The organism is Hymenobacter perfusus (assembly GCF_003944765.1).
GTDB lineage: Bacteria > Bacteroidota > Bacteroidia > Cytophagales > Hymenobacteraceae > Hymenobacter > Hymenobacter perfusus.
Window position 1 is genome coordinate 209,590 of record NZ_RWIU01000003.1, and the last position, 23,118, is coordinate 232,707.

Sequence of the window (23,118 nt, forward strand, 5' to 3'; positions counted from 1 at the left end):
CCATCCAATAGAACGTCATGCTGAGCGCAGTCGAAGCATCTCTACCGCTGGCTAACTCATTTTGAATGAATGATAACCGCTCCATAGCCCAGGGTTTAAACCCTGGGCTATGGAGAACGGCCACCGAAGCGGTAGAGATGCTTCGACTACGTTCCGCTTTGCTCAGCATGACGTGCTGGTATTTTTCTTTCTCCCCACATGATCATCCAACTCGACCCCCACATCACCGAAGCCCAGAAAGCCGCTATTGAAGCCCGGATTCTGGAGCTGAAATACAAAGCTACAGAGGTGAAAACCCAGCGCGCCCACTACCTGGTGGCCATCGGCAAGGCCGATGTGGACCTGCGCGCCATCGGCCAGCTGCCCGGCATCCTGGACATCCACCGCGTATCCGACGACTACAAGCTGGTGAGCCGCAAGTGGCGCGTGCGCCCCACCGTCCTCGACCTCGGCGACGGGGTGCGCATCGGGGAAGGCTCGCTCACGCTGGCCGCCGGCCCGTGCAGCATCGAAAGCGAAAAGCAGATGGAGCTGATTATGCAGCACCTCGTGGACAACGACGTGCGCATCATGCGCGGGGGCGTGTTCAAGCCCCGCTCGTCGCCGTACGCGTTTCGCGGTTTGGGCATGGAAGGCCTGAAGGATTTCCACCGCATGGCCCGGGAACGGGGCATCAAGATTGTGACGGAGGTGATGCAGGTGTCGCAGGTGGAGGAGATGCACGACTACGTGGACGTGTTCCAGGTGGGGGCGCGCAACACCCAGAATTTCAACCTGCTCGACGCCCTGGGCGGCGTGGATAAGCCGGTGATGATTAAGCGTGGCATCTCGGGCACCATCGAGGAGCTGCTGTCGTCGGCCGAGTACGTGTTTTCGGGCGGCAACGAGAAGCTGATTCTCTGCGAGCGGGGCATCCGCACCTTCGAAACCGCCTCGCGCAACACGTTGGATTTGAACGCCGTGCCCATCCTGAAGGAGAAAACCCACCTGCCCGTCATCGTGGACCCCTCCCACGGCATCGGCATCCGCGAATACGTGCCCACCATGGCGCTGGCCGGCGTCATGGCCGGTGCCGATGGCATCATCTACGAAGCCCACGAGAAGCCCGAAGAAGCTGCTTCCGACGGTGCCCAGACTCTGAATTTCGCCGAGTCGGAACGCCTGATCCGCAACCTGCGCAAAGTGTACGCCCTGCGCCAGGAGCTGGAATAAGCGAGTTGGGTAGGCAAAAAAGGCCGTCATGCTGAGCTTGTCGAAGCATCTCGCGTGCTGACGTTGGGGTAGTAATCCAGTGTCAGCACGCGAGATGCTTCGGCAAGCTCAGCATGACGTTCTATTCGGTTTCAGATGCAATTCAGCAAGATGTAGAGACGTGACACTTCGCGTCTCGTCGTTGAACGGACGGAACCGCACCACTCAAAACAACATCAGCAACGACGAGACTCCAACTATTGCGTCTCTACATCACACAACCCGCCCCGGCCTATGGAAGCCGGGCCGGGTTTTTTATATAGCCGAAACCCGATCTACTGCTACCTTGCCGGTATGTTCTTCGGTTTCAACCTCTACAGCGGCTTGCTGCTGCCGTTTTTCCTGCAAGGCATCATTGTGGCGGCGGTGCTGTGGGCGCGGCGGCGGCGCGAGGATACGGCGGCCGACGGCTGGCTGGCGCTGCTACTGCTGCTGTTTGCCGTGCGGCTGGCTCAGTGGATGCTGGGCTTTGCTGGCTGGTACGACTCGCACGATGCCCGCACGACGTTCATGTTTTACTGGCCGTTTAGCAACTGGCTGGCGGTGGGGCCGACGCTGTATTTCTACTTCCGCAGCCTCACCAACCAGGAGTTCCGAATGGAACGGCGGCATTGGTGGCACTTTGCGCCCGCGCTGGCGGTGGTGGCGTGGATGTTGATGGTATTCAGTTACGATATTGGCTGGTGGCACGGGCTGCTAGGCCAGCCGCTGATATCCCACTTCGGCACCAAAGGCCAGCTGGCCAGCTGGGCCGACTACCAGCCCATCGGGCTGCTGGCCGATACGCTCGGCTACCTCTCGGTGCTGGCCTACGCGGTGCATACGCTGCGCGCCTACCGCGCCTACGCCCGCTACCTCAACGACAACTTCTCCGATACCGAGCAGCTCCGGTTCCGGTGGCTGCGCAACGTGCTGGTGGCCGTGGTGGTAGGCACCGGCGTCACGTTGGTGTTCGGGGTTGTTAACCTCTTCATCACGCCCCTGAACTATGTGCAGAACTGGTACGATTACCTGTTCACAGGCCTGCTGATCTACTACCTCAGTATCTCGGGCCTGCTGACGGGTTACCGCCTCGCCGCCCTGCGCTTCCAGTTGCCAGCCGCCGCCGCTCCGTCTGCAACCTCGTTACTAACGGTGGAAGCCGCCACCGGAGTATCTGTTGCCATTGCACCAGTTGCAGACGAAAGGACAGTTGCCGATGCGTTACCCGGGGTGCCTGAAATAACTGTTTCGCCCGCCGCGTCGGCTACCAGTGTACCATTGATGGCCGACGCGGCGGCCGAAGCGCCAGTTGAAGCGGCCGCCGAGCCCGATGCAGAGTTGGCCCGCTGGACGGCCCGGTTGCTGGCCCACATGCAAACTGCCCGGCCCTACCTGGAGCCCGAGCTGACGCTAGGCGAGCTGGCTACCCAGCTGCGTACCAACACGTCCTGGCTCTCGAAGGTCATCAACTCCGGCTGCGGCCAGAACTTCAACGACTTCATCAACGAATACCGGGTGCGCGAGGCCGAGCGCCGCCTCCGCGACCCGCAGTTCCGCCACTACACGCTACTGGCCGTGGCCCTGGAAGCCGGCTTCAACTCCAAGTCCACATTCAACCGCGTCTTTAAAAAGCTCCGTGGCCAGACCCCCAGCGAAGCCGCCCGGCAGCTGTAGAGACGCATGCTTGCGTCTAATCGTTGAAAGACCGGCCCCGCGCCAAGCACGATGTAGAGACGCGACACTTCGCGTCTCCGCGTTGAACGACCCGGAACTGCGCCAATCAAACAACTTCAGCAATAGCGAGACGCGAAGGGTCGCGTCTCTACAGCTGCCGGGTGTCAAGCTATAAGTTGAGGCGTCCCAGGCCGTAAATCGGGGCGTTTGGGGGCGGCGGGGGCAGTTCCTTTGGGATATCGTTTCACTTCAACCTCCAATTGTCATGCGTATTTCCCTGCCTTCCCGTCCGGCCGCCGTTGCCACCTTCGCTGCCCTGTTGCTATTCATTACGGCCTGCTGGGCGGGTATTACGTCCAATCTGCTCATTGAGCCGGGCAAGCAGTTCGTGCTGGGCGGCGGCCAGCTGGGCGGCTTCAAAGTAGAAGCCCACAACGTGGGTAAAGTGCCGGTCGAATTCAAGGAGCGGCCCCGGGGCGGCGGCATCTTCGGCAAGACGACGCTGGCTCCCGGCGAGCGGGGCACGCTGCGGTTCATGGCCGGCTCCACGGCGCTGCTGCTCAACCCGTCTGCCCAGCAAGCCAAAGTAGACCTCAAAATCACCGGCGACACCCGGCTGAGCATGACCTACGAGCCCAACGGCCAGCTGTAATCCAGTATGCTAGATGGTGCCTGGTTTATGAGTCTTTAGCAGTTAATGCCTTCCGATTTGATAGTGTGTTGCTGATAATAGGTATTGTTATCCCGAAAATGACTCAAAGAAAAAAGGTATATTGACTGGAAAGTATGTGTATTGTATGGGAAGAGGGTATAAATAATAAGGCCGTTGAAAACTTGTTTATTCCAGAAGTCTTCTATATTTGCATCATCATGCTGAACCTAAACGCGAAACGCTTTATGACCATTAATCGTCCTGTCCAGGGCGAGGTCGGGCGCTTTTGCGGGTATGAAAGGTAGAACACAGCATGCTTCTCCTTCTCTGAAATCCACTTAAGAGCCCGACTCCTCCCCAGGAGCCGGGCTTTTTTTCTGCCCTGTACGCGCTATGATACAGCAACACTACGACCGGTACACCACGCAGGACCAGCTGGTTTGGAAGGTATTGTTTGACCGCCAGACGGCCCTGTTGCACAAGCGTGCCTGCTCGGCCTTCGGTAAAGGTCTGGAGGCCGTAGGCTTCCACCGCAACGCCATTCCCGACTTCCAGGAAGTAAGCCAGCGCCTGCAGAAGGCCACTGGCTGGCAGCTGGAGCCGGTGCAGGGCATGCTCAACGATGCTGAGTTTTTCGGGTTGCTGGCCCAGCGCAAGTTCCCGGCCACCGTCTGGATCCGGAGCATGGCGCAGTTCGACTTCATCGAGGAGCCCGACCTGTTCCACGGCGTGTTCGGCCACGTGCCGCTGCTCATGGACCAGGCCTTCGCTGATTTCCTGCACTTCCTGGGCCAGGTAGCCGCCCAGCACCTCGACGATGCCGTGGCTTTGGCCCGCCTCGAGCGGCTCTACGGTTTCACGGTGCAGTTTGGGTTGGTGGAGGAGCACGGTCAGACACGCATGTACGGGGCCGGCCTGCTCTCGTCCTCGGGCGAAATCCATCACTGCATCGGCGACATCACGCGCCGCTTCCCCTTTGACCTAGCCACCGTGCTGCACACACCCTACAGCGAAGCCCACCTCCAGGACCAATACTTCGTGCTCAACAGCTGGGAACAGCTCACCGAAAGCGTAGCCGAACTGGCTGCTTTGCTGTCCTCAGGCTGGGAACTGCAGCCGGTGGAGTAGGGGATGGTGAAGTGAATGCGGGTGGAAAAAGGACGTCATTCCTCGCAGGTTCGGAATGACGTCCCTCTATCAATTCATAAATCCAAAAACTCGCTTACCTTTGCCCCACATGCTGCTGTTCACGTCCTGCTATTATTACGCTGCTACCTATTACGCTCCCCTCCGGAGCGGAGCGGCCGCGGCGTACGCGAGGAACTGAAACTAGCACTTCACCCTCCCCAACGTCTTTTTAAGCCTGCTTCCGCTCTCTGCGGAGGCAGGCTTTTTCTTTTTCCACCATTTCCGTTTTCGTTATGCAGTCTGTTTCTGCCGCCCCCGTTGCTTCCGATATCCTGCCGCTGCTCAACCAGGTCTATGCCGATTACACCGCTGCCGACCAGCACGTGTGGCAACTGCTGTTCGACCGCCAGATGGCCCTGTTGCCCGGCCGCGCCGCCGAGGAGTTTCTGGAAGGCGTGCGCCGGGTGGGCTTCACCCGCGACGCCATTCCTGATTTCCGGGAGGTGAACCCGCGCCTGCAGGAGTTGACCGGCTGGGAGCTGGTGGTAGTGCCCGGCATCGTGGACGACGCCGTGTTCTTCCAACTGCTGGCCGACCGCAAGTTCCCCGCCACCACCTGGCTGCGCACTCTCGAGCAGCTCGATTACCTCGAAGAGCCCGACATGTTCCACGACGTATTCGGCCACGTGCCGCTGCTGACGGATGCCGGCTTCGCCGATTTTCTGCAGAAGCTGGGGGCGGCCGCCGTGCACCACGGCCAACGCTGGCCCGGCACCCTGGAGCAGTTCACGCGCCTGTACTGGTTCACGGCCGAGTTCGGCCTGATTCATCAGCCCGACGGCCTGCGCATCTACGGGGCCGGGCTGCTGTCCTCACACGGCGAGGTGAAGTTCAGCCTCAGCGACGCGCCAACCCGCCTGCCCTTCACCCTCGATGGCGTGCTGGATACGCCCTTCGAGAAGGATAAATTCCAAGACCTCTACTTCGTGCTGACCGACATGCAACAGCTCCCCGAAAGCCTGGCTCAGCTGCAGGCGCGGCTGTTGGAGTAGGTTTTGAGGGATGGTTTGCTGGACAAAGTAGCCCGTCATTCCGAGCCTGCGAGGAATGACGGGCTACTTTGTCCAGCAAACCATCAATACCGCCAGCCCAGCCGGCGGTAGATGAAATGGAGCAGCCACAGCGGGCCGATGAGCAGAAACTGCAGGTCCTTGAGGAAGCTGGGCTTCTTGCCCTCCACCTTGTGGCCCCAGAACTGGCCAATCCAGGCCAGCACAAACACGATGAGGCACACGGCCCAGAGGGGCAGGGCCGCCCCGGCATCCACCACGCGCAACCCCAGCGCCATTAGTAGCCACACCAGCACCATGCCCACAGCCAGCCGCCCCGAGAGGCGCACATAGTACCCCACCGCCAGCACCATCACTACGGTAGCCCAGTTAAGCCACGGGCTGATATTCCGCACCGCCGCAGGCACCGGTACCGACCACAGAAGCCCCAGAATGGCGAACATAATCAGCGGCACGCATACCCAGTGCACCAGCTTATTGGTAGGATTCTGGTGGCTTTCGGCGTACTCGTTCAGCAGCCGCTGAACCGGAGAAACGAGGGCGGTAGACATGGCGCGGAACATTGGTGGGAGCCAATAAGGTAGCAGATTCTCCGCGGTCTGGAAAACCCTGTACGGTTGTAGAGACGCGACACTTCGCGTCTCGGCGCGTGCTGACGTTGTTCAGGTCTGCATGTCGTTTGGGCAATACATGCCAGCGCGTACTGGCGCGGTTCCGGTGGCGCGGTTCCGGTGGCGCGGTTCCGGTGGCGCGGTTCCGGTGGCGCGGTTCCGGTGGCGCGGTTCCGGTTGTTCTGACCGGGAGACGCGAAGTGTCGCGTCTCTACAGACCGCCCCACAAAAAAGAGGCAGCCCATTTGGGCTGCCTCTTTTTTGTGGGGCGGTCTGTAGCGCGAACTATGTAGTTCGCGCCCCGGAACGACACGGATTCTAACGGCGCGGGGTTGCGAACTACACAGTTCGCGCTACTGCGGCCGGTACTGCAGAAAGCTATTTTACTTTCAGGTTCTTCTTCAGGTAGGCAACCGAGGCGGCGTGGGCGTCAGCGGCGAAGTCCTTGCTGTACTTGGGGTTGGAGGGGTTGGCGAAGGCGTGGTCGGCGTCGTAGGTTTTCACCGTGAGGCCTTTTTTAGCGGTGGCCATGTCCTTGCGGAACTGGTCTACTACCTCCTGGTTGATCCACTTATCCTGCTTGGCGAAAACGAACAGCACGTCGGTGTTCAGCGTCTTGAGCTTGGCTACGTCCTTCTCGGGCATGCCGTAGTAAGCCACGCAGGCTTTGGCTTTGGGGCCGGCCAGCAGGGCCGTCTGGATGCTCCAGCCGCCACCGAAGCACCAGCCGATGCTGCTGATCTGGGCTTTGGGGCCAGCGTAGGTGAGGGCGCCGTTGATGATGGCCTGGGCGCGCTCGGTTTTCACGCCCTGCATCAGCTTGCCGGCCATGTCGGCGTCGGTGGCTACCTGGCCGTCGTAGAGGTCGAGGGCAATGACGTTGACGCCGGGCAGCTCCTCGGCGAAGCGGCCGGCTTCCTGCTTGATGTAGTCGTTGAGGCCCCACCACTCGTGAATCACGAAGAGGTACTTGTCCGACTTGGTCTTGCTCTTGATTTCGAAGGCTTTGCCCATCTGGCCGTCGGCCGTCTTGAACTCAATCATGCCGCCTTCGCCGGCGTAGGTGAAGGGCAGCGGGGCATCGTGGCCGCCCGAGAAATCCTCGTTGGAGGCTAGCATGGCGAATACTTCGGTAGCAGCCTGGCCGGCGGCGGGCTTGGTGCAGCAGCTCATCGTCGATTGGGCCGAGGCCACCGATACCACGCTCAGCAGCGCGGCGCAAAGGGTCCAGAATCTTTTCATGGAAAAAGGGGAGGTGAAGATGAGGAGAGAAAAAAAAACATCCTGGAGCTATTCGTGTAAGTACACGAGTTGCTCCGGGATGCTTAAACTATGGTTTGCCGGTTTAGTTTGGAAACCCTCAATTATTCGGCAGGATTGGTGCGGATGGAGGCGCGTAGCTCGGTGAGCAGGGCGTAGAGGCCCACGTAGGTGCGGTTGAGGTAGATGAAGTGCTCGGAGCCGCGGGGCTCGCGCTGCTGGCGCAGCTCGGGCTGCTGCATCAGGTCGTCGCCGAGGGCGTAGAGGCTCTGCATGTAGGCCGGGTCGCCGAAATCAAAGGTGGGCTGGCGGAAGGGGCGGCCCACCAGCTCCAGCGAGGCGCGCATGGTATCCACGTAGAACGCGCGGCGGGCGGCCGGGTCGTCAGCACGGAGCACGCCGCCTTCTTCCAGTAGGGCCGCCAGGCGGGCGGGGTCGGCGAGGGTTTCGGGCGTGAGCAGGGCCGTGAACAGGCGATGCACATCGGCCGGAATTTCCTTTACGCAGCCAAAATCCAGCACGCCCACGGTGCCGCCGTCTGTATCCGTGAGCAGGAAGTTGCCGGGATGCGGGTCGGCGTGCACCTGGCGCAGCTCGTTCAGCTGGAACATGTAGAAGTCCCAGAGGGCCTGGCCGAGCTGGTTGCGCACTTCCTGGCTGGGGTTGGTGGCCAAAAACTCCTTCATGTGGCGGCCAGGCAGCCAGTCCATGGTCAGGATGCGGGCGGCCGATAGCTCGGAGTAGTATTGGGCGAACTGTAAATGCGCCAGACCGGCCGAGGCGGCGGCAATCTGCTGACCGCGGCGCAGCTCCAGGGCGTAGTCGGTTTCTTCGAGCAGGCGGGTTTCCACTTCCTGCATGTAGGGGCGCACGGTGGCTTCATCGAGGCCCAGCACGCGCAGGGCAATGGGTTTCACCAGCCGGATATCGGAGCGGATGCTGTCGGCCACGCCGGGGTACTGCACCTTCACGGCCAGCTCCCGGCCGTCTTTGCGCGCTGCGTGCACCTGCCCGATGCTGGCCGCCTGCCGGGCCTCGATATCAAACTCGTCAAACACCTCAAACGGCGACTTGCCGAACGCCTCCCGAAACGTTTTCACCACCAGCGGGCCCGAGAGGGGCGGGGTCTGGTACTGGGCCTGAGCAAACTGGTCGGCGTAGGCGGTGGGCAGCAGGTTCTTTTCCATGGCCAGCATCTGGGCCACTTTCAGCACCGAGCCTTTCATTTCGCTGAGCGTGCCGTACAGCTCGGCCGCATTGGCCGCGTGCAGGTCCTCGGTGGGGCTATCGGCGCCCACGGCCCGCTTGGCGTAGTGCTTTACGTAGTTGGCTCCCACGTTGAGGCCGGTTTTGGCGAAGCGCGCTGCCCGAGCCACTTTGGTGGTGGGCAGGGAAGTAAGCGACTTGGGGGTATCGTCCATGAGAATGTAGTATAAACCAAAAACGGTCATGCTGAGCTTGCCGAAGCATCTCTACCGCACTGTTGCCTTACTACAACAACGAAGCGGCAGAGATGCTTCGGCAAGCTCAGCATGACCGTCTGATACAACTGAAAAGCCTTACCGGCGCACTAAGAACCGCACGAAATCGGCGGCGGAATCTAGGGTGTTGCGGCCTACCAGGTCGAAGCTCAGGGTCACGGCCTTTTCGATGGCGGCGTCGGTGCGCTCGAAGTTTACGGTGTCGTCTTTGGCGAAGAAGCCGAGCACGAACAGCTGCTGCTGCCAGAAGAAGCGCGGGTAGCCGTGCTGTACCAGCTGGCGGCTGGCTACTTCTTCGGTGCGACGGCCTTCGCGCAGCAAATCTTCCACGAAGGCCTCAAAATCCTGCCGGAAATCGTCCAACACGCGGGGCGTGATGCCGGGCATTTTGGAGAGCGAGCGGCGAAGGCTTTGCAGGGCGTAGCTGCGGTTGTGCTTGAGAATCTCGATGAGCGTGTAGTAGAAGCCCAGCAGCTTTTCGCGGGCGCCGTATTGCTCCCACACCGGCTCGCGGGCGGCCGTGGCGCGGGCCTCGCGGCCAAAGTCGGCCCAGATTTCCCGGTCAATGGCGTCAAAATTGGCATAGCTGGCGTAGAATTCCTGCTCGGGCAAACCCAGCTTCTGGGTCAGCTTGAACACCGAAATCGGCGGCTTGCCTTTGCGCAGCACGTAGTCGAGGTAGGCTTGCTTGATCCGTTCTTTGGGCGAGAAAGTGGCTTCGGGAGCGGGCGTGGGTTGCTGTTTCATAGTAGCAGGATAACCGCGTCAGCGGCTGAAAGTTGTGAGAAACCGGGCCGGATTTGGCTAGGCGTGCAGGTCGCGGGAGGCGCGGTAGGCGGCCAGGGCCCGGTCGCGGGTGGCGGGGTGCTCCACCAGGGGCTTGGGGTAGCGCGGCGTGCCGAACTCGGGCACCCACTGCTTTACGTAAGCGTGCTGCTTATCGAACTTGGCCAGCTGCGAATCGGGGCTGAAAATACGGAACCAAGGTTGCGAATCGGCGCCGGTGCCGGCCACCCACTGCCAGTTGCCCACGTTGGAGGCCATTTCGTAGTCGAGCAGCTTCTCGGCGAAGTAGGCCTCGCCCCATTTCCAGTCGATGAGCAGGTTTTTGATCAGGAAGCTGGCCGTGGCCATCCGCACGCGGTTGTGCATGAAGCCGGTGGCGTTGAGCTGGCGCATGCCCGCATCAATAAGCGGGTAGCCGGTGCGACCCTCGCACCAGGCCCGGAACTCGTCCTCGTTGTTGCGCCACTGGATGTCGCGAAGCTTGGGGTCGTAGCTTTCGTGGGCGGTGTGGGGGAAGTGCCAGATCAGCTGCATGAAGAAGTCGCGCCAGATCAGCTCACTCAGCCAGATTTCGGCCTTGGCCTCCAACGCCCGCTGCACCAGGTGACGGATGCTCACGGTGCCGAAGCGCAGGTGCAAACCCATTCGACTGGTCGAGTCGCGGGCGGGCAGGTCGCGAGTGTCGGCGTACTGCTCCAGGGTGCGGGAAGCCAGTCGCCGGCCCGGAATGTGCTCGGGGCTGCGCTCAAAGCCCATATCGGAGAGGGTAGGGCGGGCGCCGGCCGGCACGTGGGCCAGCTTATCTAGGTGGTCGGCGGAAGGGTGAGGGCGGTAGTCGTCCTCGGTGAGGCGGGCCAGCCAGGCGCGCTTGTAGGGGCCGTAAATCTTGTAGGGCTGGCCGGTTTTGGTCTGCACCTCGTCCTTCTCGAAGACAACCTGATCCTTATAGGTGCGCAGCGGAATCTGGTGTTTGGCCAGTAGTTCCGTAACGGCCGCGTCGCGGGTGGCGGCGTAGGGCTCGTAGTCGTGGTTGGTGTGCACGGCGGCTACGTCCAGCTCCTTCAGCAGGTCGGCAAACATCTTTTCCGGCTTGCCGTAGCGCACTAGCATGGTGCCACCTGCTTCTTTAGCCTCGGCCACGAGCCGCTGCACTTCATCGAAGATGAACATGACGCGGGCATCCTGGCGGTTTTCCAGCTTGTCGAGAATTTCGGGGTCGAAGATGAACAGCGGCACCACCGGCTGGTCGCCCTGCAAAGCGGCGGCCAGCCCGGCATTATCCTGAAAACGCAAGTCGCGCCGGTGCCAGAACAGGGATACTTTCATAGGAGAGAAGTGAGAGAGAATGAAACCAGCTTGTCATCCTGAGCGGAGCGAAGGACCTTATTACGTCGGAGAAAACCGTTCTAACGTGATAAGGTCCTTCGCTCCGCTCAGGATGACAGACGACTCACTACTTCAGCCGGCCCATGCCGCCATCCACGGGCAGCACCTGGCCGGTGATGAAGGAGCCGTGGTCGGAGAGGAGGAAAGACGCCATGTAGGCCAGGTCTTCGGGCTCGCCGATGCGCTGGAGCGGGTGGCGCTTGGCGCCGGCTTCCACTTTCTCGGGGGTGCTGAGCAGGGCGGCGGCCAGCGGCGTGTTGGTGAGCGACGGGGCCACGGCATTCACCCGGACGCCGCTGGCGGCATACTCGGCGGCGAGGGCGCGGGTGAGGCCTTCCACGGCCGCCTTGGCGGTGGCAATGCTGGCGTGGAACGCCATGCCCGTCTCGGCGGCCACGGTGCTAAACAGCACCACCGAGGCCCCGTTGGCCTTTTTCAGCCGCTTCATGCTGGCCTGCAGTACCTGCACCGCGCCCATCACGTTCAGCTCGAAATCAGCCCGGAAATCGTCAGCCGGAATCCGCTCGAACGGGCGCAGCTTGATGGAACCGGGGCAGTACACCACGCCATGCAACACCTCGGGCAGGGCGTCGAGGGCGGTGCCCAGGGGCTGCAGCACATCGAGCGGCAGAAAGGTGGTGTTCAGCTCGGCCAGCTCCGCCGACTCGTGGCGGGAGGCGGTGTAGAGGTGGGCGCCGAGCTTGCTCAGCAGCCGGGCCGTGGCCAGGCCAATGCCCGAGGAAGCCCCTACGATGAGGATGTTTTTGTCGGCAAATTCCATGTGTGCGAAGTCAGGAGTGAGGGAGTGGGTTCAGAACTGAACGGTTACGGGAAAGTTTTGGGGGTTGGATATGGGAATGGGGTGCCAATCGAGCTTGGCGGCCCGTTGCTGATTCTGCATATTGCTGATTGGACGCGTGTTTTGCCTTTTTATCCAGCTATATGGAACCAACCCAGGATATTTTGCTCTACCAATCGGACGATGGCCGCGCTCAGCTGGAAGTACAGCTCCAGAACGAAACCCTCTGGCTTACCCAGGCGCAGATGGCCGAGCTGTTTGGCAGAGAACGAAGTGTGATTACCAAGCACTTGCGCACCATATTTCAAACGGGTGAACTGGACGAAAAGACTTCTGTGCAAAAAATGCACAGAAGTCTTTTTGAGCCAACGGAGGGCGATTTTGAAGGTGAAAGGAAGCGTAAAGCGGAAGGCGGCCGCCCGGCCGACTACTACAACCTCGACGTCATCATCTCCGTCGGGTACCGGGTCAATTCCAAAAAGGGCACGCAGTTCCGGCAGTGGGCCACGCAGGTGTTGCGTCAGTATCTGGTGCAGGGCTTCGCGCTGAATGAGAAACGGTTACGGGAAGATGCCCGCCAGCTTACCGAACTGAAACAGCTGCTGCGGCTGCAGGGCGAACTGCTGGAAAACCAGGAGCTCACCCCTGACCAGACCACGGCCCTGCTGCGTGTACTCAGCGACTACGCCCGCGCCCTCGACGTGCTCGACCAGTACGACCATCAGCGCCTGCGCATTACGGCTACCTCGCCAGATACGCCATTTGAGTTGACCTACGAGGCCGCTTTGCAGGCTGTGGATGGCCTGCGCCAGCAGTTCGGGGGCAGCGTACTGTTCGGGCGGGAGAAGGATGAATCGTTCCAGAGCTCAGTGCGCACGATTTACCAGAGTTTTGACGGCGTAGAGCTGTACCCCAGCGTGGAGGAAAAAGCGGCCCACCTGCTCTACTTCGTGGTGAAAAACCATTCGTTTTCCGATGGTAATAAGCGCATTGCCGCCTTCCTATTCGTGTGGTTCATGGACAAGAACCACTGCCTCTACAAACCCGACGGCTCCCGCCGCCTCGCCGACAACGCCCTGGTGGCCCTCACGTTGCTCATTGCCGAAAGCAAACCGGAGGACAAAGACGTGATGGTGAAGCTGGTGGTCAACCTCATTAATCAGGAAAACTGACGAAACCGTGTAGAGACGCGACACTTCGCGCCTCGTCTTTGAACGACGCTGTATGAACATCCTGTGATGACACGTGACACTTCGCTTCCCCGTATTAAAAGACCTGATCTGCTCTGAATAAACGACCTCAGCAACGACGAGATGCGAAGTGTCGCGTTTCTACAGCCGCCCTGTCTCATACATCCCACACTACCTGTTTTCTGCGAAAAATAATCATTTAGCAAAAATTCGCTGACGAATCCCGCCCCGTTGCGTAGCTTGCACCGCTTCTCTGTTCCACCTTTCAACTTCTCCTGAAAACCGATGAACATCCGCAAACTGCTGGTCGCCAACCGGGGCGAAATTGCCATTCGCGTGCTGCGCGCTGCCACCGAGCTGGGCATCCAGACCGTTGCCATCTACACCTACGAGGACCGCTACTCCCTGCACCGCTACAAGGCCGATGAGGCCTACCAGGTGGGCCGCGACGACGAGCCGCTGAAGCCTTACCTCGACATTGAGGGCATCATCCGGACAGCCAAGCAGAACGGGGCCGATGCCATTCACCCCGGCTACGGCTTCCTGAGCGAAAACGCCACCCTGGCTCGTCGCTGCGGTGAGGAAGGCATCATCTTCGTGGGGCCGCGCCCCGAGGTAATGGAGGCGCTCGGCGACAAAGTGGCTGCCAAGCGGGTGGCCGTAGCGTGCCAAGTGCCCATCATCGAGAGCAGTGAGCGGGACCTGACCGACCTCGACGTGGCCCTGGAGGAAGCGCACCGCATCGGCTACCCGCTGATGCTGAAAGCAGCCAGCGGCGGCGGCGGCCGGGGCATGCGCGTCATTCGGGATGATGAGCAGCTGGAGCGCGGCTTCTTCGAGGCCCGCAACGAGGCCCTCAAGGCGTTTGGTAATGATACCGTGTTCCTGGAGAAGTTTGTGGAGCAGCCCAAGCACATTGAGGTGCAGCTGGTGGCCGACAACCACGGCGGCCTCACCCACCTCTACGAGCGGGACTGCTCGGTGCAGCGCCGCTACCAGAAGGTGGTGGAGGTAGCGCCCTCGCTCAATCTGCCCGACCACCTGCGCCACCTGCTGTACGAGTACGCGCTGCGCCTGGGCCGGGCCGTGAACTACAACAACGTGGGCACCGTGGAATTCCTGGTGAACCCTGAGCAGGACCGCATCTACTTCATCGAGGTGAACCCGCGCATTCAGGTGGAGCACACCGTGACGGAGATGATTACGGGCATCGACCTGATCAAAACCCAGCTCCACATTGCCGACGGCCGCCGCCTCCAGGACCCCGAAATCGGGCTGGGGCCGGACGTGACGCCGCTCAAAATCGGGGTGGCCATCCAGTGCCGCATCACCACCGAAGACCCGGAGCAGGACTTCAAGCCCGATTACGGCACCATCACGGCCTACCGCTCGGCCGGCGGCTTCGGCATCCGCCTCGACCAGGGCTCGGTGTACACCGGCGTGAAAGTGTCGCCGTTCTTCGATTCCCTGTTGGTGAAGGTTTCCACGCACGCCCCTTCGCTGGCCGAGGCCGCCACCAAGATGGCTCGTACCCTCGATGAGTTCCGGCTGCGCGGGGTGAGCACCAACATCCAGTTTCTGCAGAACATCATTGCCCACCCGGTATTCATGGCCGGCGAGGCCAACGTCGACTTCATCAAGGACCACCCGGAGCTGTTCCGGTTTAAGCGGCGGCAGGACCGCGCCACCCGCGTGCTCAGCTTCCTGGGCGACGTGATTGTGAACGGCAACCCCGACGTGCGCGGCCACCTGGACCCCAAGCGCGAGCTGCGCAAGCCGCGCCTGCCCGAGGCCGACCTGGCCGCCGCACCGCCCGCCGGCACCAAGCAGAAGCTAACCGAATTGGGCCCCGACGGCTTTGCCCAGTGGCTGCGGGCCGAAAAGCAGGTGCACTTCACCGACACTACCCTGCGCGACGCCCACCAGAGCCTGCTGGCCACCCGCATGCGCACCTTCGATATGCTGAAGGTGGCCGAACGCTACGCCCGCCAGCATCCGCAAACTTTCTCGCTGGAGTGCTGGGGCGGGGCCACGTTCGATGTGGCGCTGCGCTTCCTGCACGAAGACCCCTGGGAGCGACTGGCCAAGCTGCGTGCCGCTGTACCTAATATCTTGCTTCAGATGCTGATTCGGGGGGCCAATGGCGTGGGCTACAAAGCCTATCCCGATAATCTCACAGAGCGGTTTGTGCAGCAGGCCGCCGAAACCGGCATCGACGTATTCCGCATCTTCGACTCGCTGAACTGGATGCCGGGCATGGAAGCCTGCATCGGGTTCGTGCGGAATAAAACCGACCGGCTGGCCGAGGCCAGCATCTGCTACACCGGCGACATTCTGGACCCCCGGCGCAACCAGAAGTATAACCTCGACTACTACCTGCGCCTGGCCCGCCAGATTGAGGATGCCGGCGCGCATATCCTGTGCATCAAGGACATGGCCGGGCTGCTGAAGCCCTACGCCGCCACCGAGCTGATTTCGGCCCTGCGCGCCACCGTGAGCCTGCCCATCCACCTGCACACCCACGACACCAGCAGCCTGCAGCCCGCCACCTACCTGAAGGCCGTGGAAGCCGGAGTAGATGTAATTGACGTGGCCCTAGGCGCGCTGTCGGGTCTTACCTCGCAGCCCAACTTCAACTCGGTGGTGGAGATGCTGCGCGGGCAGGAGCGGCACCGGGAGTTCGACCAGAAGTCGCTCAACGAATTCTCGAACTACTGGGAAACCGTGCGCGAGTACTATTATCCGTTCGAGTCGGGGTTGAAGGCGGGTACCTCGGAGGTGTTTCAGCACGAAATTCCGGGCGGGCAGTACTCCAATCTGCGGCCCCAGGCCGCCTCGCTGGGCCTGCTGGACAAGTTTGAAACCGTGAAAACGACCTTTGCCGACGTCAACCAGCTGTTTGGCGACATCGTGAAGGTGACGCCCAGCTCCAAAGTGGTGGGCGACATGGCCCTGTTTCTGGTCAGCAACAACCTCACCACCCGTGACGTGCTGGAGAAAGGGGCGGGCCTGAACTTCCCCGAATCGGTGCGGGAGCTGTTCCGCGGCGACATCGGGCAGCCTGAGGGCGGCTGGCCATCGGAACTGCAGAAACTCATCCTCAAAGACGAGCAGCCCTTCACCGACCGCCCCAACGAGCACCTGGCCCCCATTGATTTTGCGGCCGAGGAGCGGCGGTTTGAGGAGAAGTTCGGGCGGCCCGGTAAGTTCACCGATGTGCTGTCGTGGCTGCTGTACCCGAAGGTGTTCGAGCAGTACTGGCAGTTCCGCGAAGACCACGGCGACGTGGCCGTGGTGCCCACGCCGGTGTTCTACTACGGCCTGCAGCCCGGTGAGGAAACCATCATCGACATTGCCCGGGGCAAGAGCATCATTGTGGGCCTGCAAAGCATCGGGCCGGTGAACGAGGACGGCTGTCGCACCATCTTCTTCAACCTCAATGGCCAGACCCGCAACCTCGAAATCCGGGATACGAGCGTGGAAGTCAAGCGCATTCTCAACCCTAAGGCCGACAAAGGCAACCCGCGCCAGTTGGGCGCGCCGTTGCAGGGAATGCTCAGCCGGGTGCTGGTGGAAAGCGGCCAGCAGGTGCGCAAAAACGAGCCGCTGTTCATCATCGAAGCCATGAAGATGGAAACCACCATCACCGCCCCCGACGATACCACCATTCAGGCCGTGAGCCTCGCGGAAGGCAGCCTGGTCAACGCCGACGACTTGGTGCTGACGCTGGGGTAGCAGGAAAGCCACGCGAAAATCTTACTTTAGGCGGGTAAAATCCGCTTCTTAACTTATGGATATTCGCTTGTTGCTGGTATTGCCGGCTATGGTTTTCACAGTTGCTGCGTATGCTCAGCAAGCTCCCATCGGGCAGGTAGGAAATGCCGCGCAGGCGAATGTTGATGCGCTTGCCAACGGAGCAGCGGCCGTCATACCACATGGCAGCGCCTATGGCCTCATCGGCTCGCCGTACGTTGAAAACAGCTGGCTGCCGGCCCGGCTGAAAATGACCACCGGTATTCCTTTGGCACCCGTGCCAGTGAAGTATGATGTCCTGAACCACCGGCTGCTGATGCTGCCTTTGCACCGCAAAGACTCCTTGGTGCTCGATGACCGAAAGCTGGCTAGTTTTGAGTTGGATGTACCGGCGCGTGGTCTGCAGCCGGCGCGGGTGCGCAGGTTCCGGCGCTTTACCGAGGCTCCGGTGCTCAGCCAACGTGCTGAATACGTGGAAGTGCTGCACGAAGGCAAGTACGCGCTGCTGAAACGCTACGCCAAAACCCTGCGCAAAGCCAACTACCAGGGCGCGTACAGCACGGGGGAACGGTATGATGAGGTGGAAGACAAAATCACCTATTACCTGTTGCGGCCCGATGGACAGCTACTACCAGTAAAGCTCGGCCTGAAGCCCCTGCAGGCGGCGGCGCCCGCGCTGGCCGCCGCCCTAAAGGCCCTACCCGAAGCCGCCACTGCCAAAACCGATGCCGACTGGGGTGCGGTACTGGCCAAAGTAGACACCCAGTAAAGTAACCGTCATTTTATAAAAAAGCCCGGCCGCCCAACAATTCGGGCGGCCGGGCTTTTTTATAAAATGACGGTTAGCCTATTGGCCCTTGTGCAGCTCCGCCAGAGGCAACCCCGCCGGTTCCCCATACAGCCGTAGCGTATCACGGCTGATGCGGTATGTCCGGGCTGCATCCAGGGCACTCATAAACCCGGTCTCGATAGAAAGGTCCGGGCAGGCCATCTTGGTAGCCATGAGCGGTCCGAAGCGTAGCTGACCGGTAGCAGGTAGCGCAAAAGTGCCCCGAAAACGGTTGCAGCCTGCCTGTCCTTCCGCCTGTAGCTCAGCCGTGTTGAGCTGTAGATATATTTCCTTATCGGCCGTAGGGGTAGCTGGCTGATTGTTGAGCGTGTGCAGAAGCCAGCGCGTGCCCCGTAGCTCGGTGGGTGGAGTAACCGGAGCAGTAGAGGCGGTAGTTTCCGTGGTGGGAGCTGTTGTCTGACAGGCACCCAGCCACAGGAGTAGAGGCAGGAAAAGGCGCATACTATACAGGAAGTGAAGTGAGAAAATAAACCAGCGGAAACCGACTGGTTACGGCACACAAATTGTACCGGCTAAAGAACAAAATGGTTATTTTGCGGTATGCGAAAATTCCCCCCCTTCGTCCTGTTCCTCGCTCTCTTCAGTGCTAACGTTTCCGCTCAGAAAAAACCAGCCACTGTCCCGCCGACAGCCGGTGTTCCGGCCGCTACGGTAGAACGGGTAGTCCGTGCATTAGCCGCCGATGATATGCAGGGCCGCGCCACCGGTAAGCCCGGTAGCGTGAAAGCCGCCGAGTTTCTGGCCGCTGAGTTTCAGCGCATCGGTCTGGAGCCGTTGCCGGGCCTGACATCTTTTGCCCAGACATTTCCGGCTTACGAGGCCCGCACGGCCGCCGCTTTCGTCACCATCAACGGCGCGAAAGTAGCCCCCGACAAGATGCTGCTGGTTTCGGGCCAGCCCCACCTCAACTGGACGGAGGCCGACGAGCCCGCACCCCGCGTGGTAACAGTAGGCCCCCAGGATAACCTGATGAAGGAAGTTCGCCCCCTGCTGGACCCCAGGGAAAACACTATTGTATTCATTGACCCCACCCAGCTGACGGCCTTCAACCGGGTAGCCAGCTACGTAAAGCGCGGTGGCCTGCGCCCCGAAAAGCCGGCCCCGTTCACCACTTTACTTATTCTGGCGCCTCCGGCCGCTACGCCGCTCAAATTTCAGGTGGCCGCCACTACCACCATCCGCACCGTGGAGCTGCGCAACGTGGTGGGCGTGTTGCCCGGTAAGGAGGCCGCCCGCGCCACCGAGCAAGTGGTTTTCAGCGGCCACTACGACCACCTGGGCTTTTTGCCCGCCGTGGCCGGCGACTCTATTGCCAACGGTGCCGACGACGACGCCAGCGGCACTACCGCCGTGGTAGCGTTGGCCGAGTATTTCAAGAAGAAAAACGACAACGCCCGCCCGTTGGTGTTCGTGGCCTTCACGGCCGAGGAAATTGGCGGTTTTGGGGCGCGCTATTTCTCCAAGCAGCTCGACCCCAAGAACGTGGTGGCCATGTTCAACATTGAAATGATTGGCAAGCAGGCTAAATTCGGCCCCAACACGGCCTTCATCACGGGCTTTGACCGGTCGGATTTTGGTAAAATGCTGCAGGACAATGCCAAGGGCACCGTGTTCCGCTTCGAGCCCGACCCGTACCCCGAGCAGAACCTGTTCTTCCGCTCCGACAACGCCACCCTGGCCCGTCTGGGCGTACCAGCCCACACCATCAGCACCGATCAGATTCCGACGGACAAGAAGTACCATTCAGTGGACGACGAGGTGGAAAGCCTCGATTTGCCTAACATGACGGCCGTCATTACGGCCATTGGCAGGGCAGCCGGCGGCATCATCAGCGGCCAGCAGACACCCACCCGCATTGCCCCCGAAACGGTAAAGCAGTAGTATCGACTAAGTATTTGTCAGCTCAAAAACGGGGAGAAGAGTCCAGTGCACCGGACTTTTCTCCCCGTTATCTTTGTTGATTCCCTAGCTGGCTCCGGCCGGTGTACTTCATCCAATCCGCTACGAGTGAAAGTCTGCATTGCCGAAAAGCCCAGCGTGGCCCGCGAAATTGCCCAGGTGCTGGGTGCCAGCCGCAAAATGGACGGCTACTTCGAGGGCAACGGCTACCAGGTTACCTGGACGTTCGGCCACTTCTGCCAGCTGCGCGAGCCCGAGGACTACCGCCCCGAGTGGAAGCGCTGGAGCATTCATGATTTGCCCATGCTGCCCGAGCAGTTCGGCATCAAGCTCATGCGCCGCGACGATGGCGTAGTGCGCCAGTTCAACGTGATTAAAAACCTGCTGGCCAACGCGGAGGAAGTCATTAATTGCGGCGACGCCGGGCAGGAAGGGGAGGTGATTCAACGTTGGGTATTGCTGGAGGCCAAATACCGCAAGCCCACCAAGCGCCTCTGGATTTCCTCCCTCACCGAAGAGGCCATCCGCCAGGGCTTCCAGAACCTCCGTGAAGGCTCGGAATTCGACTCGCTGTACCAGGCCGGCAAGAGCCGCGCCGTGGGCGACTGGCTGCTGGGCCTGAATGCTACTCGGTTGTTTACGCTCAAGTACGCGCCCGGGCAGCGGCAGGTGCTCAGCATCGGGCGGGTGCAGACACCCACGCTGGCTTTGCTGGTGGACCGCTATCATGAAATCCAGAACTTCCGGCCCGAGCCGTACTGGGTGCTGCGCACCGAGTACCGGGGCACTATGTTCAGCCACGTAGCCGTGGTGAAAAAAGGCAAGGACGACGACGAGCCCGACGAAAAGGCCCGCCTGAAGGCCCGGGGCTACTTCGTGACCCAGGAGGAAGCCGACGCGGCCCTGGTTCAGGTAACCGGCCAGCCCCTGACGGTGACCAACGTGGAAATCAAGAAGGCGCTGGAAAGCCCACCCGCGCTGTTCGACCTGACCTCGTTGCAGGTGCAGTGCAACAACCAGTTGGGCCTATCCGCCGAGGATACACTGAAAACCGTGCAGGGCCTCTACGAGAAGAAAGTGGTGAGCTACCCCCGCGTGGACACCACCTACCTGCCCGACGACCAGTACCCCAAGATTCCTGGGATTCTGCGCGGGCTGGGCGGCCAGCACGCCACTCTGGCGGCTCCGCTGCTGGCGGGCGGCAAAATCCGCAAGAGCACCAAGGTGTTCAACAACCAGAAGGTAACCGACCACCACGCCATCATCCCGACCGGAGCTAGCGCCAATAGCCTCCACGGCACCGAGCAACAGGTGTACGACATCATCACCCGCCGCTTCCTGGCCGCGTTTTACCCCGATTGCGAGGTCTCGAATACCACGGTAACGGCCGACGTGGCCGGGCGCACCTTCCGGGTGCGGGGCCGGCAGATTCTGAGTCCCGGCTGGCGCGAGGTGTACGGCGACCCGGAAAAGCAGCAGGCCCCCTCGGCACCCAAAGCCGCCGGCGAGGGCGACGACGACGTGGTGAGCACCGTGCTGCCCAGCTTCCAGAAGGACGAAACCGGCCCCCACAACCCTCGCCTCGACGCCAAGCAAACCCAGCCCGCGCGCGAGTACACCGAGGCCATGCTGCTGCGCGGTATGGAAACCGCCGGCCGCAACGTGGATGATGACGAGCTGCGCCAGGCCATGAAGGAAAACGGCATCGGCCGGCCTTCCACCCGCGCCGCCATCATCGAAACCCTGTTCAAGCGCGGCTACATCCGCCGCGACCGGAAGAAAATTGTGCCCACGCCCACCGGCGTGGAGCTCATCGGCCTCATCCGCAACCCCACGCTGAAGTCGGCGGAGCTGACGGGCCAATGGGAACGGAAGCTGCGCCAGATTGAAGGCGGCCAGCTCGACCAGGAACAGTTTCTGGGGGAGCTCAAGCAACTGGTGCGCGAGATGGTGCACGAGGTGAAGCACGACGGCTCCGGCCGCGCCGTGACGGTAGCCGGGGCCACTCAGGCCGCGCCAGCCGCAGGCAAACCTGCTGCTACGCGCCCAACAACCAACAACCAACAACCAACAACCAGCCTGGGCTTAGGTCCGTGCCCCGCCTGCGGCAGTGGCCATATTCTGCGTGGGAAGTCGGCGTTTGGCTGCTCGCGCTGGAAAGAGGGTTGTCAGTTCCGGCTGCCGGTGGAATTTGAAGGCAAGAAGTTCACCGATAAGCAGGTGGGCGACCTGCTCAAGAAAGGCCGTACGCAGGTAATGCAGGGCTTTCTGGACGACGCCGGCAACAAGTTCGGGGCCGCCATCCGGCTCACGCCCGAACGGGCGCTGGAGCTGGTACGCGCCGCCGAAAGCAAGCCTACTACCACCCAAGACCCCGGCCAGATACCGTGCCCGGTGTGCCGCCTGGGCCAGATGCTGAAGGGTAAAAGTGCCTGGGGCTGCTCCCGCTTCCGCGAGGACTGCCAGTTCCGCGCTCCGTTCGAGTGGGGCGGCAAAACCCTCACCGACGCTCAGATGAACCAGCTCCTGCGCAAAGGCAAAACCGGCGTCATCCGCGGCTTCATTTCCTCGAAATCCGGCGCGCGGTACGAAGCGGCTTTGCAGGTAGGGGCTGATGGGCGTATTGAGCCGGTGTTTGATAATAAGGGGTGATAAATATCGAGTATCTCAGGTGCATCAGGCTGAGTTTTCAGGACATCGGCCGGGTTTTTTGCCGGGTCGGTTCTGCTAAACCCGGCCGATGTCCAATAACCTATCAAGCAGGTAGTGTAAGGAATAGCGGATGAGCAAGCTTCTTTGTGATTGTGGTCACGTTATCGTAGATCAAACGGACGATTTGCCCTACAAGGCAGGGTTTATACCCGCCCAACTGGAGGGAGAAATTTTTACCGATTTGGAACCTGCCATCATTGATGAAAACTCAACGGAGAGTATAGCAGGCCGGGTTAGTTGAGTATATGCTTCGCGTAGCAGAAGAATGTATCAATGCGAAAACTGCGGCCGAATTTTACTACAACGAGGTGAAAAAAACAGCTTTGCTTCATTCATGCCGGAAGATGCTCATGGATGGGGTATTCTGGCGGCCCATGTGCCCGATATTGAAAATCAGTAGCTCCTGCAACCCGGTAAAACGTTGTTTCCACGCGGTTTGGACCTGATACTGCCGGGCCTGGGCAGCGGCTGAATAAGTAGCAAAAGACCGGCCGCAACTAGCCGGAATATGCGCTAAATGCAATTTATCGACCAGCACCACCTGGCCGCTCCCGTGCTTGCGGTAGCGGCCAGGTGGTGCTGTGTGTCAAGCGCGGGCGAATAGAAAAGGCGTAATTCGGCTACTGGCAACGTT

Annotated in this window: 17 protein-coding genes; 10 read left to right on the top strand and 7 right to left on the bottom strand. The window is 60.9% G+C overall.

Going from position 1 to position 23,118, the window contains the following annotated elements; genetic code table 11:
* Window positions 1-198 precede the first annotated feature (198 nt).
* The 5 genes from aroF to phhA all read left to right on the top strand — a co-directional run bounded on the left by aroF (window position 199) and on the right by phhA (window position 5,739).
* Window positions 199-1,212, top strand: coding sequence for a 3-deoxy-7-phosphoheptulonate synthase (gene aroF, locus EI293_RS10840; RefSeq protein WP_125437475.1), 1,014 nt, complete (start codon window positions 199-201; stop codon window positions 1,210-1,212).
* A gap of 333 nt (window positions 1,213-1,545) precedes the next feature.
* Window positions 1,546-2,907, top strand: coding sequence for a helix-turn-helix domain-containing protein (locus tag EI293_RS10845; protein ID WP_170170339.1), 1,362 nt, complete (start codon window positions 1,546-1,548; stop codon window positions 2,905-2,907).
* A 265-nt stretch (window positions 2,908-3,172) separates the two neighbouring features.
* Window positions 3,173-3,559 carry a hypothetical protein gene (locus EI293_RS10850; RefSeq protein ID WP_125437479.1) on the top strand — a complete coding sequence of 129 codons (387 nt, stop codon included), beginning with the start codon at window positions 3,173-3,175 and terminating at the stop codon, window positions 3,557-3,559.
* Between the two features lie 393 nt (window positions 3,560-3,952).
* Window positions 3,953-4,687, top strand: coding sequence for a phenylalanine 4-monooxygenase (locus tag EI293_RS10855; RefSeq protein WP_125437481.1), 735 nt, complete (start codon window positions 3,953-3,955; stop codon window positions 4,685-4,687).
* A 293-nt stretch (window positions 4,688-4,980) separates the two neighbouring features.
* Complete coding sequence (gene phhA / locus EI293_RS10860) at window positions 4,981-5,739, top strand: phenylalanine 4-monooxygenase (RefSeq protein ID WP_125437483.1); 759 nt, start codon at window positions 4,981-4,983, stop codon at window positions 5,737-5,739.
* 83 nt (window positions 5,740-5,822) lie between these two features.
* Here the strand turns inward: phhA and EI293_RS10865 are convergent, their stop codons facing one another.
* From EI293_RS10865 to EI293_RS10890, 6 genes are all read right to left on the bottom strand, one after another.
* Window positions 5,823-6,308, bottom strand: coding sequence for an Mpo1 family 2-hydroxy fatty acid dioxygenase (locus EI293_RS10865; protein WP_125437485.1), 486 nt, complete (start codon window positions 6,306-6,308; stop codon window positions 5,823-5,825).
* A 438-nt stretch (window positions 6,309-6,746) separates the two neighbouring features.
* Window positions 6,747-7,610: a dienelactone hydrolase family protein gene (locus EI293_RS10870; protein ID WP_246010613.1), complete on the bottom strand. Its 864-nt coding sequence runs from the start codon at window positions 7,608-7,610 to the stop codon at window positions 6,747-6,749.
* Window positions 7,611-7,732: 122 nt separating this feature from the next.
* Complete coding sequence (locus EI293_RS10875) at window positions 7,733-9,049, bottom strand: ABC1 kinase family protein (protein ID WP_125437487.1); 1,317 nt, start codon at window positions 9,047-9,049, stop codon at window positions 7,733-7,735.
* 138 nt (window positions 9,050-9,187) lie between these two features.
* Window positions 9,188-9,856, bottom strand: a complete 669-nt coding sequence (locus EI293_RS10880) for a TetR family transcriptional regulator C-terminal domain-containing protein (protein WP_125437489.1) — start codon at window positions 9,854-9,856, stop codon at window positions 9,188-9,190.
* Window positions 9,857-9,913: 57 nt separating this feature from the next.
* Window positions 9,914-11,221, bottom strand: coding sequence for a cryptochrome/photolyase family protein (locus EI293_RS10885; protein WP_125437491.1), 1,308 nt, complete (start codon window positions 11,219-11,221; stop codon window positions 9,914-9,916).
* A 127-nt stretch (window positions 11,222-11,348) separates the two neighbouring features.
* A complete protein-coding gene (locus tag EI293_RS10890; RefSeq protein ID WP_125437493.1) occupies window positions 11,349-12,062 on the bottom strand; it encodes an SDR family NAD(P)-dependent oxidoreductase in 714 nt (237 codons plus the stop codon).
* A gap of 161 nt (window positions 12,063-12,223) precedes the next feature.
* On the opposite strand from EI293_RS10890, the gene rhuM reads away from it, so the two are divergent.
* The 3 genes from rhuM to EI293_RS10905 all read left to right on the top strand — a co-directional run bounded on the left by rhuM (window position 12,224) and on the right by EI293_RS10905 (window position 17,792).
* Window positions 12,224-13,252, top strand: coding sequence for a virulence protein RhuM/Fic/DOC family protein (gene rhuM / locus EI293_RS10895; RefSeq protein ID WP_125437495.1), 1,029 nt, complete (start codon window positions 12,224-12,226; stop codon window positions 13,250-13,252).
* Between the two features lie 303 nt (window positions 13,253-13,555).
* Window positions 13,556-17,005 carry a pyruvate carboxylase gene (locus EI293_RS10900; RefSeq protein WP_125437497.1) on the top strand — a complete coding sequence of 1,150 codons (3,450 nt, stop codon included), beginning with the start codon at window positions 13,556-13,558 and terminating at the stop codon, window positions 17,003-17,005.
* Window positions 17,006-17,060: 55 nt separating this feature from the next.
* Window positions 17,061-17,792: a hypothetical protein gene (locus EI293_RS10905; protein WP_125437499.1), complete on the top strand. Its 732-nt coding sequence runs from the start codon at window positions 17,061-17,063 to the stop codon at window positions 17,790-17,792.
* 78 nt (window positions 17,793-17,870) lie between these two features.
* Here the strand turns inward: EI293_RS10905 and EI293_RS10910 are convergent, their stop codons facing one another.
* Window positions 17,871-18,314, bottom strand: a complete 444-nt coding sequence (locus EI293_RS10910; protein WP_125437501.1) for an META domain-containing protein — start codon at window positions 18,312-18,314, stop codon at window positions 17,871-17,873.
* 99 nt (window positions 18,315-18,413) lie between these two features.
* Between EI293_RS10910 and EI293_RS10915 the strand changes: the two genes are divergently transcribed.
* Window positions 18,414-19,754, top strand: a complete 1,341-nt coding sequence (locus EI293_RS10915) for a M20/M25/M40 family metallo-hydrolase (RefSeq protein WP_125437503.1) — start codon at window positions 18,414-18,416, stop codon at window positions 19,752-19,754.
* Between the two features lie 126 nt (window positions 19,755-19,880).
* Window positions 19,881-22,424 carry a type IA DNA topoisomerase gene (locus EI293_RS10920; RefSeq protein ID WP_125437505.1) on the top strand — a complete coding sequence of 848 codons (2,544 nt, stop codon included), beginning with the start codon at window positions 19,881-19,883 and terminating at the stop codon, window positions 22,422-22,424.
* Window positions 22,425-23,118: the final 694 nt, after the last annotated feature.